Here is a 14344-nt window from a genome sequence, read left to right as displayed (position 1 = left end):
AGCGATATTTGACCATGGATTGAATACGAAATTTCATTTATCGTCCGATCCATGGATACCTCGCTGCTCCAGTGCTTTCTAACCGTGGCCGACACGGAGAGCTTTTCGGGGGCAGCGCAGCGTCTGAACATCACGCAGTCGACAGTCAGCCACAAGATCGCCCGGCTGGAAGACCTTCTCGGCAAGCAGTTGTTCGACCGCACGACGCGGACATGCGCGCTGACGGCGGATGGACGCGACCTGATCGACCATGCCACGCGCGTCGTGCGGTCGGTCGACGACCTGGAACAGAACTTCAAGCCCGGGCTGCTGACGGGCACGCTGGTGGTGGGCGTTCCCGACGATCATTACCTGTTCGTGCCACTGACCGCCGCTCTCAAGGACTTCATGCTGGAGAAGCCGCGGGTCGGGGTGGAAATCAGGGGTGGCCTGTCGAGCGACCTGACGCGCGACCTGCGCGAGCGCAATATCGACCTTGCCGTCATCCGCGACGTGCCGGGGACGTCGGGCAACGACGTGCTGTGCACCGAGAACCTCGTCTGGATCACCTCGACGAACTGGGTGCCGCCGAGCGACGGCGTCGTCCCGCTGGCACTGGTGCGCGGCTCCTGCGCCTACAGGAAGGCGGCGATCTCGACGTTGGACAGCAATGGCGTGCCGTGGAAATGCATGGTGACCTGCACCAGCCTCCAAGGCGTGTTCGCCGTGGTGCGCGAAGGGCTGGCCGTGTCCGTGGTCACGGAAGGCGACGTCGGCCTCGGTGTCAGGGCCGCTCCCAGGAACGGCCTTTTGCCGCGCCTGCCGACCTCTTCGCTGACGATCAAATATTCGGAAAAGGAGCCAACGCTCGCTGCGCGTGCGTTGGCTCGCACCATGGCCGATGTCCTGACTGGAATGGCCAGCGCGAAATAGTCAGGCGGCCTTGGCCGCCATGCCGAAGATCAGCTGCCGCAAGCGGTGCCGCAACTGCGTGAATTCGGGATCCTCGGTCTGGTCGATGGTCCGCGGCCGCGGGATGTCGACCTTGACGATTTCGGCGATGCGGCCGGGATGTGGGCAGAGCACGACGATGCGGTCGGCGAGCAGGATCGCCTCGTCGATGTCGTGGGTCACGAACACCACCGTCTTCTTTTCCTGTATCCAGAGATCGACGAGGAAGGACTGCATGTCGACGCGCGTCAGCGCATCGAGGGCGCCGAACGGCTCGTCCATCAAAAGGATGCGCGGATCGACGGCGAGCGCACGTGCGATCGCCACCCGCTGCTGCATGCCGCCCGACAGCTGGGCCGGGTAGGCGTCGGCGAATCTGGACAGCGCCACCCGTTCCAGGATCCGGTCGGCCTTGGCGATCCGCTCCGGCTTGGGCACGCCGGCGAGTTCCAGCCCGAAGGCGATGTTGTCGCGAACGCTGAGCCAGGGAAACGACGTGTAAGACTGGAAGACCATGCCGACGATGGCGTCGCGGCCATCGACCGGCCGCCCGTCGATGCGGATTTCCCCCGCGGAGACGCTACTCAGCCCGGCGATGAGCCGCAGCAAAGTGGACTTGCCGCAGCCCGACGGCCCGAGGAACACGACGAACTCCCCGTCCTCGACGGACAGCGAAACGTCGCGCAGCGCGGTTACGGCCGAGGTTCCCGAGCCATAGGCTTTGGAAACATGGTCGACTTCGATCAGATTGGCCATCACTGCACCTACGAACCGGAACGCTGGAGATAGGGGAACAGGCGGCGGCCGGCGGCGATGAACAAAAGGTCGCTGGTCAGGCCCACCAATCCGATGGAGATGATGCCGACGAAGATGGTCGCCGTGTCCATGTAGCGGGACGCCTTGAGGATCACGTAGCCGACGCCACTGGAGGCGGCGACGATCTCGGCGATGACGATGTAGGTCCAGGCCCAGCCGAGAACGATGCGCAGGTCGTTGAAGATCGCCGGCTTTGCCGCCGGCAGGATGACCTTGCGCACCAGCCTGGCCGGGCTCGCCCCCAGCATCATGGCGGATTCGATGAGCGCGATCGGCACCGACAGGGTGCTCACCATCACCATAAGCGTGAGCGTGAAGAAGGTGCCGACGAAGATCACCGAGAACTTCTGGGCGTCGTCGATGCCCAGCCAGAGCACCAGCAGCGGGATGAACGCGGTCGCCGGCATGTAGCGCATGAAGGCGAGGCACGGCTCGAGCATCGACCGGAACAGCTGGAAGGAGCCCATCAGAAGCCCGAGCGGGACGGCGATGAGTGCCGCCAGCAGGAAGCCCACGCCGACGCGATAGATGCTGACGGCAAGGTCGAGCACGAAGCCGTCCTGGAAATACAGCTGGCGCGCGGTCGCAAGCACGGCGAGCGGGCTGGGCAGGAAGAAGTCGCTGACCAGGCCGAGCCCGGAGACGGCGGACCAGAGTACGAGCAGCACGGCAAAGAAGGCCAGCGACATCGCCGTGGAGGTGGCCTTGTCCAGGCCCTTGCGGACGGCGAACAGGTTCGACCGGCGGCGCCTGACGGCAACGGCCTTTCGGGTGGCCGGCGCGGACCAGTCCGCGCCGGGGCCGATGGAAGTTTGGACCGAATCCGACATCGGGCGGCCGCCTATTGCTTCGCCTGGCCGCCGAGGGCAGCAGCCAGCGGCCGCCCGTCGACCACGCTGGCCGGATCGAGATCGGCCTTCAGCAGGCCCAGGCCCTTGTAGAAATCGGCGCCGCGCTTGGTGACCTCGGCGATCTTTCCGGCCGTGTCCGCCGAGCCGATATAGGCCGCGTTGTCCTCGCGCGAGACGAATTGGAGGCCGGCGAGCGAGGCGCGAAACTCGTCGATCTTGATGCCGAGCGCATCGGCCATGATCTTGTTGGCTTCCTCGGAATTGGCCTTCCAGTAGTCATAGGCGTCGAAATAGCCCTGGATGAAGCCGGCCACTGCCTCGGGATGCTGCTCGATCACGTCGGAGCGAAACGCCACGGTGTCGACGATCAGCCCCGGCTTGTCCCTGGAACTGACCAGGACGTGGCCCGACCGCTTGCCCGCCTGGGACAGCCAGGGATCCCAGGTCGCGGCGCCGTCAAGCCGCCCGGCCACGAAGGCGGCGCCGGCGTCGCCGGCCCGCATGTTCTGAAGGTCGATGTCCTTCAGGCTGAGGCCTTCGTCGGCAAGCACGTTGAGCAGGAAGAAGTAGGTAGCCGAGCCTTCCTCGGCACCGATCCGGCGCCCCTTCAGGTCCTTGACGGTCTTGATGTCGCTGGCCGTGACGAGACCTTCGCCGCCTGCGGAAAAGTCGACCGCCAGCACCTGCTTCACGCCGATCTTCTGGGCATTGTAGAAGATGAAGGTGTCGACGGTGGTTGCCCAGCCGTCGAGGCGGCCGGTGGCAATGGCTGCCGCCGTCGAGGCCTTGTCCTGGACGCTGACCAGCTCGACCTTGGCGTCATGGGCGGCGAAAAAGCCCTTCTCTTGCGCGAGATGGAGCAGGCCATAACCGACCCAGGTCGTCATCGCCACTTTCAGCGACGGGGTTTCGGCGGCGAAGGCAGGCTTGAAAAGTGTGGCGGCGGCGATGACGCCGGCCGCGAGTGCTCTCTTGATCATTTGCTTCTCCCTGAGGCGCAAGCGCGCCTTCCTCTCGTTTGGCGGCGCAGCGAGACCGGGCCCGGCGGCGCGGGAGCAAATGACCACGATGGATAAAATTACATAAGCGAATAATCCGCATCGATTAATGCAGCATCGCGATAGGCGCGGATTCCGGATCGCCGCCACCTGTCGTCTGCATGTGCCTCGAAACGCTGCGTCACCCGACTCCGCAGGGTGGATCGACGCGTCCTTGGACCGGCCCCGCGGCGATTACCCGGTTTGGCGTCAGGAGGCGGAGCGGCGGAGCGGCCTGTCGAGGATGGCCGTGCCGCCGGCCGCCTGGACGGCGAGGCTGCCGAAGGTGACGCCCGCGGCGAGGCAGGCCTCGTCGCTTGCGCCCGACATCCAGGCGTCGATGAAGCCGGCATTGAAGGCGTCGCCGGCGCCGGTCGTGTCGACGACCGTGACCTCCTCGGCGCGGCGATGCAGAACCTGCCCTCGCGCCTTGAGCCAGGCACCATCGCCGCCGGCCTTGAGCGCGACGATCGGGAAAGCCTCGGCAAGGATCCCGATGGCCGCGATCGGATCGCTCTCCTGGGTGATCGCGATCGCCTCTTCCATGTTGGGCAGGAAAACGTCGACGCCTGCGCAGCGATCGAGCAGCTCGGGCTCGTAGATCAGAGTCTCGTCCCAGCTCGGGTCGAGCGAGACAGTGAGCCCCCTCGCCTTGGCGCGTGACACCAGATCGGGGATCTCGTGCAAAGTCGCGTATTCGGCAATGTGGAGATGGCCGGCTGCCTCCCAGGCAAGCGCTGCCTCGAGCGTATCGGGCAAGGCCGTGCCGGCGCGGCGCGACAGGAAGGCGCGGTCGCTGCCGATCACCGAGGCGACCGTGACCTGCGGGCCGGCGCCCGGCGACTTCTCGAGGAAGCGCATGTCGGCGCCGCTGGCCCGGAGTTCCGGCTCGATGCCGGCCGACAGCGCGTCGGTGCCGAGGCGCGCGACGAGCGCCACCTCGCGCCCGGCATGGGCCATGTGCGCTGCCGCGATGAAGGCACCGCCGCCCGCCGCCATCTTCATGTCCTCGGCAAACACCTCTCTGCCCAGCCCGGGCAGCGCGCCGAGGCCGGTGAAGATGAGATCGCAATAGATCCGGCCGATGCTGAGCACGGCCGGGCGCTTGGCATGTCCCGCAGTCATTGACGGCCCAGGCTCTTTTCGGTCTTGGCGTCGAAGAGATAGAGGCTGCCGGGCGCAGCCGAGCAGACCAACTGGCTGCCCGCCGCCGGGATGAACTTGCCGGGGGCCGTGGCGATCACCGCTGCGCCGTCGATGTCGAGATGGACGAGCGTCTCCGGCCCGAGCGGCTCGACCGCGGTGACGGTGCCGGTGAGCTTGAGGCTGCCTGCAGCGCCGTCGCCCTCGGGCGAGGCAATCAGGTCGTGCGGGCGCACGCCGACGAGGATGTCGCCGCCCTGCCCGATCTCGACGCCGTGGCCGTTCTTGCGGCCCGGCACCAGGTTCATCGACGGGCTGCCGATGAAGCGCGCGGTGAAGACGTCGACCGGGTTTTCGTAGAGATCGGTCGGCGTGCCGGTCTGCAGGATGTAGCCGTCGCGCATGACGACGATGCGGTCGGCCATGGTCATGGCCTCGACCTGGTCGTGGGTGACGTAGACCGTGGTGGTCTTGAGCCGCTGGTGCAGCCGCTTGATCTCGATGCGCATCTGCGAGCGCAGCTGGGCGTCGAGGTTGGACAGCGGCTCGTCGAACAGGAAGGCCGAAGGGTTGCGCACCATGGCGCGGCCGATGGCGACGCGCTGGCGCTGGCCGCCCGAAAGTGCGGCCGGCCGGCGTTCGAGATATTTCTCCAGGCCGAGGATGCGGGCCGCCTCCTCGATGCGCTGGTCCTTCTCGGCCTTAGGCAGCTTCGAGGTGTAGAGCCCGAAGCCGATGTTCTGACGCACCGTCATGTGCGGGTAGATGGCGTAGTTCTGGAACACCATGGCGATGTTGCGCTGCTTGGGCTCGCGCTCGTTGACCACCTCGCCGCCGATCCTGAGCGTGCCGCCGGAGATGTCCTCGAGGCCGGCGATCATGCGCAGCGTCGTCGACTTGCCGCAGCCAGAGGGGCCGACGAAGACGACGAATTCGCCGTCCGCGATCTTGAGGTCGATGCCCTGCACGGCGTCGACCTTGCCGTAGCGCTTGACCAGCTTTTCGAGTTCGATCGTCGCCATCAGCGCGCCCCCACCAACGCAGTGAATTTCTCGCCGAGTTCCTTCGCGGCTCTCGCCTCGTGCCCGGCATGCTCTTGTGCAACGGCTTCGAAGGCCGCTGCCTTGTTCCTGTAGACGCCGAGCGCCTCGGCCATCGGCTCGGGCGCGGGTCCGCCGAAACGGGCGCGCACGGCGACGAAATGCTCGGGCGACACGATCTCCTCGAACATGTCGCGGCCGAAGGACGGCTCGCGCCCGGTCGAATGCTCGAAGGCTTCGAGGAACGGCGCGTAGCCGTCCTTGGCGAGCCCGCCACCAACGGCCACGACAGCCTTGGCGACGGTCGCCGCGATCTCATGCGCCTCGCGGAACGACAGGCCTTCGATGCGGACCAGCGAATCCGCCAGCTCGGTGATGGTGATGCAGGAGCGGCGGATGTTGTCGGCCACCCGCTTCGGGTCGATCCTGATCGCCGCGACGAGGGCGGCGAGCAGGTCGAGCACGCGGCCGGCCGCCGTGAACGCCTCGTAGCCCATCGACTGGGTTTCGCCCTCGCTGTCGTTCATGTCGGTGAACGGCGTGTTGTGGATGACGTTGAGCACGGTGCGGGCGCGGCCCATGGTCTGGCTGGCGAGCAGCCGCATGTGCTCGATCGGCACCGGGTTGCGCTTCTGCGGCATGATCGAGGAGATCTGCACGAAGGCATTGGGCACGTAGATCTGGCCGACCTCGAAGGCGGTCCAGAACTGGAAGTCCTGGATCAGCCGGCCGAGGTGCAGGAACATCAGCTCGATCGCCGAATAGGTCGAGGTGATGTAGTCGGATGCCGCGATACAGCTGTAGGAATTGCGCAAGGGGGCGGCGAAGCCGAGCAGCTCGGCGACGCGCTTGCGGTCGATTGGGAAGCCCGAGGTGGTGATGGCGGCAGCGCCCATCGGCGACTGGTCGACGATCTTGCGCGCCTCCTCGAAACGCTCGATGTCGCGGATCAAGACCTCGATGGCAGCCGACAGATAGTGGCCGAAGGTCGAGGGCTGCGCCGGCTGGCCGTGGGTGTAGGCGACGACCAGCGTGCCCTTCTCGCGCTCGGCGGTTTCGATCATGGCACCGAGCAATGCCCGCGCCTTCACCATCAGCGCGTCGATGCGCTGCTTGAGGCCGAGCTTGAACAGCGTGTGGTCGATGTCGTTGCGCGAACGCGCCGTGTGCAGGCGGCCGGCGACGTCGGGTCCGAGACGAGCCTTGAGCTCCTTCTCGATGAGGAAGAAGAAGTCCTCGACCTCGCCGGTATATTCGAGCTTCGACGGATCGACCTCGCGGTCGATCGCCTCGAGTGCCGTGGCAATCGCCGTCGCCTGCTTGATATCGAGGATACCGGTCTCGACCAGCATCACCAGATGGGCGCGATCGATGGCGCGGAAGCCGTCGACATGGTGGGTCTTGGCGCCGTCGAACAGCGGCCGCAGCACCGTCTCCTTGTAGACGGGATCGGGGAAGACGCTTCTGTCGGCGAGCTTGGGGTTCAGTTCAGGCATTTTCTATCCCTTGAGCCCGGCGAGCATGACGCCGCGGACGATGTAGCGCTGGAGCACGAGGAAGACGATCAGCGTCGGCAACGTCGCGATGGCCGCGCCGGTCATGATCATCTCCCACTGGATGGACTGTTCGACGGCGAAGCTCGAGAGACCCACCGGCAGCGTGTAGAGCTCGCGGCTGGTGGTCACGATCAGCGGCCAGAAGAACGCCGTCCAGTTGCCGAGGAAGGTGAAGATGGCGAGCGCCGAGAGCGCGGGTGTCACCAGCGGCATGGCCACCTTCCACCAGATCTGGAACTCGTTGAGCCCGTCGACGCGCGCCGCTTCCAGGAAGTCGTTGGGCACGCCTTCGAAGAACTGCTTCATCAGGAAGGTGCCGAAGGCCGTCATCATGCCGGGGAACATGATGCCCCAGTAGCTGTCCAGCCAGCCGAGCTTGGCCGACATCAGGTACCACGGGATGACCAGCATCTCGGTCGGGATCATCAGCGTCGACAGGATGGCCAGGAAGATGAAGTAGCGGCCGCGGAACTCGAACTTGGCGAGCGTGTAGCCGACGAGGCTGTCGAAGAAAACGTTGGAGACGGTGACGGCCACCGCCACGATCATCGAGTTCATGAACCAGCGCATAAAGCGCCCATCGGCGAGGATGGCGATGTAGTTCTGCAGCGTCGGGGCGGCGGGGATGAGGCGCAGGTCGTAGACCTGTCCCGCCGTCTTCAGCGACGTCGAGAACATGAAGGCCAGCGGCGTGACCATGATCAGGCCGCCGATGAACAACAGGGACCAGGCGACGATGCGGCCGGGGCGGAGGTTGGCGTGCGGCAGCGCCGGGGTTTGGGTGACGGCGCTCATTTCTTTTCCCTCAGGATCCAGAGCTGCAACAGCGACACGCAGAGCAGGATGGAGAACAGCACGACCGTCTGCGCCGCGGCATAGCCCATCGCATAGGACGAGAAGGCGGTCTGGTAGATCATCAGCACCAGCGGCTTGGTCGATCCGAGCGGGCCGCCCGGGTCGTTCGTCGTCATGTTGTAGACCTGGTCGAAGATGCGCAGGAAGCCGATCGACGAGAAGACGACCAGGAACACGGTGGTGGGCTTCAACAGCGGCAGCGTGATCTTGCGCAGGATCGCCCATTCGCCGAGGCCGTCGATGCGCGCGGCCTCGTAGAAGGTGTTGGGGATGGCGCGCAGGCCGGCCATGAAGATGATGATCTGGAAGCCGAGGCCGGCCCAGATGGCGGTGACCATGATCGACGGCAGCGCCTGGTCGACCGAGCGGATGAACTGCTGCTGCGGCAAGCCGATGGTGCCGAGCGCGTTGTTGATCACGCCGATCGGCGGCGGCTGGTAGAACCAGCGCCACACCCAGGCCATGGCCGCCGCGGTGGTGAGATAGGGCAGGAAGTACATGCCGCGGATCAGCCCGTGCATGAAGCGCACGCGGTCGAGATAGAACGCGATGACGAAGGACAAGAGCAGGCTGATCGGCGTGCCGATGACGAGATAGGCGAAGGTGTTCTTGAACACCTTCCAGAATTGCGGGTCGGCGAACAGCTTTTCGTAGTTCGCCAGCCCGATGAACTGTGGCGGCTTGAGCAGGTCCCAGTTGGTGAGCGAGAGCCAGAAGGCCTCGATCGTGGGATAGAAGCGGATGACCGAATAGAACAGGATCGGTACGGCGAGGAAGCTCCACACCCATACCAGCCGTTTCGTCCGCATGGAACGGCGGTCCCAGAAGGTGCCGCCGGGGCGGCTCACCGCCGCCCCCTGTCGATCCGCTGCCACAGTCATCGGTGTCCCTGCCTTACTTGGCTGCGGCGTCGATGATCGCCTGCTCGGCGGCGGCGCCCTGAGCCAGCGAGTCCTTCACCGACTGGCCTTCGAGCAGGATGCGGTTGGTCATGTCGATGGTGTTCTGGCGCTGGGCCGCCTCGTCCACGAACATGGTGGTGCGGGCGTATTCGAGACCCTTGAGGAACGGACCGTAGATCGGGTCGGCAAGGTTGGCCTCGGTCATGGCGGCCGAGCGGCGCGCCGGCAGTTCGCCGACGGTCTTCAGCCAAACGTCCATGGCCTCGGGCGACGAGATGTAGGCCAGGAACTTCTTGGCCGCCTCGAGCTTCTCGCCGCTGGTGGTGGCGCTGATGCCGTTGGCGAAGTAGCTGGCATAGTTGGAGCGCACGCCCTCGGCATTGGCCGGAAGCTCGGTCACGCCCCATTCGAAGCCCTCGATCGACTTGAAGGCGCCGAGGCGGAAGGTGCCGTCGATGGTCATGCCGGCCATGCCGCCGCGGAACGCCGCCTGGCCTTCGTCCATGAAGCCGGCCTGGCCGATCTTCTGCACCAGCTGCAGATCGGTGTAGAACTTCAGCGCCTTTTCACCGGCCTCGGTGTTGTAGGCCACCTTGCGGTCGCCGTCGGTGTAGGGCTCGCCGCCGAACTGGCGGATCAGAACCTCGCGCCACCACTGATGGTCCTGCCCACCCATGTCGAGGGTCGAACCGGCGACCAGGAGGTTGCCGCTGGCATCACGCTTGGTGATCTTCTCGGCAGCCGCGACGAACTCGTCCAGCGTCTTCGGCGGGTTGGCCGGGTCGAGGCCGGCCTCGGTGAACAGCTTCTTGTTGTAGAACAGCGCCAGCGAGCGGACGGCGGTCGGCAGGCCGTAATAGTCGTCGCCGCGCTTCATGGCGCTGACGATCGGGAAGAACTCGCTCTCGATCTTGTCGTGGGGGAAGGCATCGGTCGGCAGCGGCTGCAGCAGGCCGCCGGCGACGAACTTGTCGAGCCAGCCGTAGAACAGCTGCATCACGTCCGGGCCCTGGCCGCCCATCTTGGCGGCGATCACGCGGGTCTGGTAGTCGGCATAGGGGAAGGTCGTCTGCTTGACGGTGATGTCGGGATTGGCCTTCTCGAAATTCTCGATCAGCTGGTCCATCGCCTTGACGCGGGTGTCGAAGACATACTGCCAGTATTCGATCTCGACGGCCTGGGCCGCGTTGAGTGCCAGCGTGCTGAACCCGGCGATCAGCCCGGCAAACAATGTCGCTTTGCGCATTTTCAACCTCCAAAGACGCCCGCCGGAACTCCCGGACATCGGGCGATTGCTTCCCCTAGGCCCGCGCCGTCCCGTGCGTTCGGGATGCGGGCCGCTTGCTTGAATTCATGGGTCATCCAATGCGGGCGGATCACGCCCGACAACATTGACTCCAACGAGCTGCGGATCCTCCCCGCACCTGGGCTATACGGTTCCCTGTCGCCGGACGTTTGTCAATAAGATAATTTACTTGAATTAATCTATTGCGGGCGCGGCGGCTTACGCGTTATCAGTTTTGCGAGGAAGGTCAGGGTGGGCGGAATGGCATTTCAGCCGGGCAGCACGCATCAGGTCACTTTGGGGAAGAATCCGGAGCGCAGCCGCGATCACAACCGGCGCGTCGTGCTCGACGTCGTGCGCCGCAATGGTTCGCTCGGGCGCATGCAGATCGCGCGGCTCACCCATCTCACGGCGCAGGCCATCGCCAACATCGTCGACGAACTGGTCAGCGAAAAGCTGTTGATGGAGACGGGACGCCTGCGTTCCGGCCGCGGCCAGCCGCCGATCCAGTTCGCCGTCAACCCCGACGGCGCCATGACGATGGGCATCGAGGTGGCGTCCGACCACATCGTCTCGACCGTGCTCGACCTCTCCGGCCAGCCGCGCTCGAAGCAGATCACCCCGGTCCGCGACACCAGCCCCAGCCAGGTCATCGCCCATCTGCGCGCCGAGCTCGACGCCGTCCGCGCCGCCTTCAAGGCGCCGCTTCTCGGCATCGGCGTGGTCATGCCGGGGCCGTTCGAGATCGAGGGCATGACTTCGGTGGGGCCGACGACCCTGCCTGGCTGGGCCGACATCGATGCGGCGAGCCTGCTCACCGAAGCCTGCGGCGAACAGGTCACCGTCGAGAACGACGCCAATGCCGCCGCCGTCGGCGAGCGGCTTTTCGGTGCCGGCCATTCGATCTCCAGCTTCGCCATGATCTATTTCGGCGCCGGCGTCGGCCTCGGCATGATCCAGGACGGCACGCCCTTCCGCGGCGCCTTCGGCAACGCCGGCGAGATCGGTCACGTCGTCGTCGCCCCGCGCGGCAAGGCCTGCCCCTGCGGCCAGCACGGCTGCCTCGAACGCTACGCCTCGCTCCACGCGCTGCGCGAAAAGCTCGCCGAAGCAGGCATCGCCGATGCCGATTTCGCCGACCTTTCCCGACTGCATGCGGAGCGCCACCCGGTGTTCGTCGAATGGATGGACGAGACCGCCACCTATCTTGCCCCGATGATCGCCATGATCGAGAACATCCTCGATCCGGAAACCGTGATCCTCGGCGGCACGCTGCCCGACGCCGTCATCGACGAACTCATCGCACGCATGGGGACGCTGCCGATCTCGGTGGCCAGCCGCAGAAGGCGCGCGCTGCCCCGGGTGCTGCGTGGCCAGACCGGACAATTCACCGCCGCGCTGGGAGCGGCCGCACTGCCGCTGTTCGAGGTCGTGACGCCGAAGCTCGAGACTTCCGCGCCCCTGCCTTTCGACTAGCCGCCTGACATACGCATACGGAGGACATCATGCTCACCGCCCGCGAACGCATCGAGAGACAGAAATCCAACACGTCCCTGCTGAGGCTTCACCGGGCGCTTAGCCGGCTCAAGTCCACCGTGACGATGATGAACACCGGGGCTCATCCCGACGACGAGCAGAGCGGCCTGCTCGCCTGGTTCCGCCTCGGCCTCGGCATGCGCGTGATCGTCGCCTGCTCGACGCGCGGCGAAGGCGGGCAGAATTCGCTCGGGCCGGAGCGGCTCGGCGTGCTCGGCATGATGCGCACCCGCGAAATGGAAGAGGCCGCGCGCACGCTCGACGCCGATGTCCACTGGCTCGGCCACGGCCCGGAGGATCCGGTCCACGATTTCGGCTTCTCCAAGGACGGCGACCAGACCTTCACCCGCTGGGGCGAGGTGCGCACGGTCGAGCGGCTGGTGCGCGCCTATCGCAGCGAGCGGCCTGACATCGTCATCCCGACCTTCCTCGACGTGCCCGGCCAGCATGGCCACCACCGCGCCATGACGCGCGCCGCCGAGACCGCCATCCGCATGGCCGCCGATCCGGAAGCCTTCCCCGAGCACTTCGCCGAGGGCATGAGCCCGTGGCAGGTGGCGAAATATTACCTGCCGGCCTGGTCGGGCGGCGGCGACACCTATGACGACGAGGTACCTCCGCCGGATGCCACCGTCACCGTCGACGCGCCGGGGCGCGAGCCGGCGACCGGCGCCGAATACGACCGCATCGGCGAATGGTCGCGCTACTACCACGCCTCGCAGGGCATGGGACACTGGCCCGACCGGGCCGACACGCGCTGGCCGCTGCACCTGCTGCTGGCCCGGGATGGCGCCAAAGCTGAAAATTCGGTGCTCGACGGCCTGCCCTCGTCGCTCGCCGAACTCGCGACCTCCGAGGATCTCTCGTCCGATACCGCCCGGGCGCTTGCGGGAGCCGCCGCTGCCATCGACAAGGCCATTGCAGCCTTCCCGCATGCGGAAGCGATCATCGCCGCCCTCGGCGAGGCAGCCCGCCAGCTCGGCAAGGCCAGAGCGAACGCATCGCCCGCCTTCCTCGACCTCCATCGCCACCGCCTCGACCGCAAGGCGCGCGAGATCGACGCAGCACTGATCGAGGCCGCCGGCATCTTCGACCGCGCCGTGCTTGCCCCGGCGACGCTGTCGCCCGGCGAGACGGGCATGCTGACCGTCGAACTCGCGCCAGGCGCCGCAGGCCGCGCGGTGAAGGTGGAGCCGAATCTGCCGCAGGCTATCACCGCCGCGACCAATGCCGAGAGCGGCAGCCGCCGCAGCTTCTCCGTTTCCGCTTCCACCGACGCCGCCTATTCGAAGCTCTACGCTCCGGCATGGTCGGCGCTCGGCGGCAATGGCGAGGCACATGTCGTCGTCTCGGCCGAGTTTGACGGCTACGTGGCGCGCGCCAGCTGCGACCTCGAAGAGCCCTTCGCCGTCCTCCCCGCCAGTTCCGTGGTCATGGAGCCCGAGGCGATCATTGCCCCGATCGACGGCGGCCGGCGCGAATGGCCGGTCGCGCCCCGCGTCTCCGGCAATCCAGCCGCGGTCGCGCTCAACATGGGCGGCGGCTGGTCGCTCGCCGAAACGGCCGCCGGCCAGGTCGTTCGCGCCCCCGCAATGCCGGTCCCGGGCCTGGTGACGGTCACGCCGCTGGTCGGCGGCCGGCCGGGGCTCAGGCTGACGCCGATTTCCTATCCGCATATCGGCCGTGTCGTCCACCGCCAGCCAGAGACGCTGAAAGTGCTCTCGCTCGACCTGAAGCTGCCCGAGGGCGGACGCGTCGGCTATGTCGGCGCCGGTGCCGACCGGGTCGGCCTCTGGCTTTCGCGCATGGGCCTCGACGTCAGCGAACTCGACGCCAAGGCGCTTGCCGGCGACCTCAGCCGCTTCACCACCATCGTCGTCGGCATCTTCGCCTTCGGCATCCGCAAGGACCTCGCCGCCGCCACCGAAAGGCTGCACCGATTCGTCGATGACGGCGGCCACCTCGTCACGCTCTATCACCGCCCGACCGACGGTTGGGATCCACTGGCCACGCCGCCGAGGAAGCTCGAGATCGGCTCGCCGTCGTTACGCTGGCGCGTAACGGATCCCAACGCCGAGGTCACGGTGCTCGCGCCGGACCACGTCCTGTTGAAGGGCCCGAACGCCATCGGCCCGCAGGACTGGTCCGGCTGGGACAAGGAGCGCGGGCTCTATTTCGCCGCCCGCTGGGACGAGGCTTACCAGCCGCTGGTGTCGATGCACGACGTCAACGAACAGCCGCTTCTTGGCGCCATCGTCTCGGCCAGGATCGGCAAGGGCCGCCACACCCATACATCGCTCGTGCTGCACCACCAGCTCGACAAGCTCGTCCCCGGCGCCTTCAGGCTGATGGCCAATCTTGTCCAGCCAGCCTGATCCCGAACCGCCGCTCCA

The 14344-nt window shown here is 66.4% G+C and carries 12 protein-coding genes; 3 read left to right on the top strand and 9 right to left on the bottom strand.

The features are described from left to right. Window positions 1-51: 51 nt before the first annotated feature. Entirely contained in the window at window positions 52-912 is an 861-nt protein-coding gene (locus PV773_RS15660) for a LysR family transcriptional regulator (protein ID WP_347967247.1), read from the top strand. Here PV773_RS15660 and PV773_RS15655 read toward each other — a convergent pair whose 3' ends face one another. The 9 genes from PV773_RS15655 to PV773_RS15615 form a co-directional block, all read right to left on the bottom strand. Then, entirely contained in the window at window positions 913-1686 is a 774-nt protein-coding gene (locus PV773_RS15655; protein WP_347967246.1) for an ABC transporter ATP-binding protein, read from the bottom strand. Window positions 1687-1694: 8 nt separating this feature from the next. After that, the gene (locus PV773_RS15650; protein WP_347967245.1) at window positions 1695-2576 is read right to left on the bottom strand and encodes an ABC transporter permease; all 882 of its coding nucleotides are present in this window, start codon (window positions 2574-2576) and stop codon (window positions 1695-1697) included. Window positions 2577-2587: 11 nt separating this feature from the next. After that, window positions 2588-3577: an ABC transporter substrate-binding protein gene (locus PV773_RS15645; RefSeq protein ID WP_347967244.1), complete on the bottom strand. Its 990-nt coding sequence runs from the start codon at window positions 3575-3577 to the stop codon at window positions 2588-2590. A 267-nt stretch (window positions 3578-3844) separates the two neighbouring features. Further along, on the bottom strand, window positions 3845-4759 hold the full coding sequence (locus tag PV773_RS15640; RefSeq protein ID WP_347967243.1) for a carbohydrate kinase family protein: 915 nt from the start codon (window positions 4757-4759) through the stop codon (window positions 3845-3847). After that, window positions 4756-5799 (bottom strand): sn-glycerol-3-phosphate ABC transporter ATP-binding protein UgpC, encoded by a 1044-nt coding sequence (gene ugpC, locus PV773_RS15635; RefSeq protein ID WP_347967242.1) that lies wholly within the window; start codon window positions 5797-5799, stop codon window positions 4756-4758. The genes PV773_RS15640 and ugpC overlap by 4 nt, the downstream gene beginning before the upstream one ends. Then, the gene (gene argH / locus PV773_RS15630; protein ID WP_347967241.1) at window positions 5799-7313 is read right to left on the bottom strand and encodes an argininosuccinate lyase; all 1515 of its coding nucleotides are present in this window, start codon (window positions 7311-7313) and stop codon (window positions 5799-5801) included. Before argH ends, ugpC begins: the two co-directional genes overlap by 1 nt. A 3-nt stretch (window positions 7314-7316) precedes the next feature. After that, a complete protein-coding gene (locus PV773_RS15625; protein WP_347967240.1) occupies window positions 7317-8168 on the bottom strand; it encodes a carbohydrate ABC transporter permease in 852 nt (283 codons plus the stop codon). Continuing rightward, a complete protein-coding gene (locus PV773_RS15620; protein ID WP_347967343.1) occupies window positions 8165-9037 on the bottom strand; it encodes a sugar ABC transporter permease in 873 nt (290 codons plus the stop codon). Before PV773_RS15620 ends, PV773_RS15625 begins: the two co-directional genes overlap by 4 nt. 85 nt (window positions 9038-9122) lie before the next feature. Next, complete coding sequence (locus PV773_RS15615) at window positions 9123-10376, bottom strand: extracellular solute-binding protein (protein ID WP_347967239.1); 1254 nt, start codon at window positions 10374-10376, stop codon at window positions 9123-9125. Window positions 10377-10676: 300 nt separating this feature from the next. On the opposite strand from PV773_RS15615, the gene PV773_RS15610 reads away from it, so the two are divergent. Then, window positions 10677-11891, top strand: coding sequence for an ROK family protein (locus PV773_RS15610; RefSeq protein WP_347967238.1), 1215 nt, complete (start codon window positions 10677-10679; stop codon window positions 11889-11891). 29 nt (window positions 11892-11920) lie between these two features. Next, window positions 11921-14326 (top strand): PIG-L family deacetylase, encoded by a 2406-nt coding sequence (locus tag PV773_RS15605; RefSeq protein WP_347967237.1) that lies wholly within the window; start codon window positions 11921-11923, stop codon window positions 14324-14326. The last annotated feature ends 18 nt before the right edge of the window (window positions 14327-14344 follow it).

The organism is Mesorhizobium sp. CC13, assembly GCF_039907765.1.
Taxonomy (GTDB): Bacteria; Pseudomonadota; Alphaproteobacteria; order Rhizobiales; family Rhizobiaceae; genus Aminobacter.
This window is presented reverse-complemented; position numbering and strand designations above follow the sequence as displayed.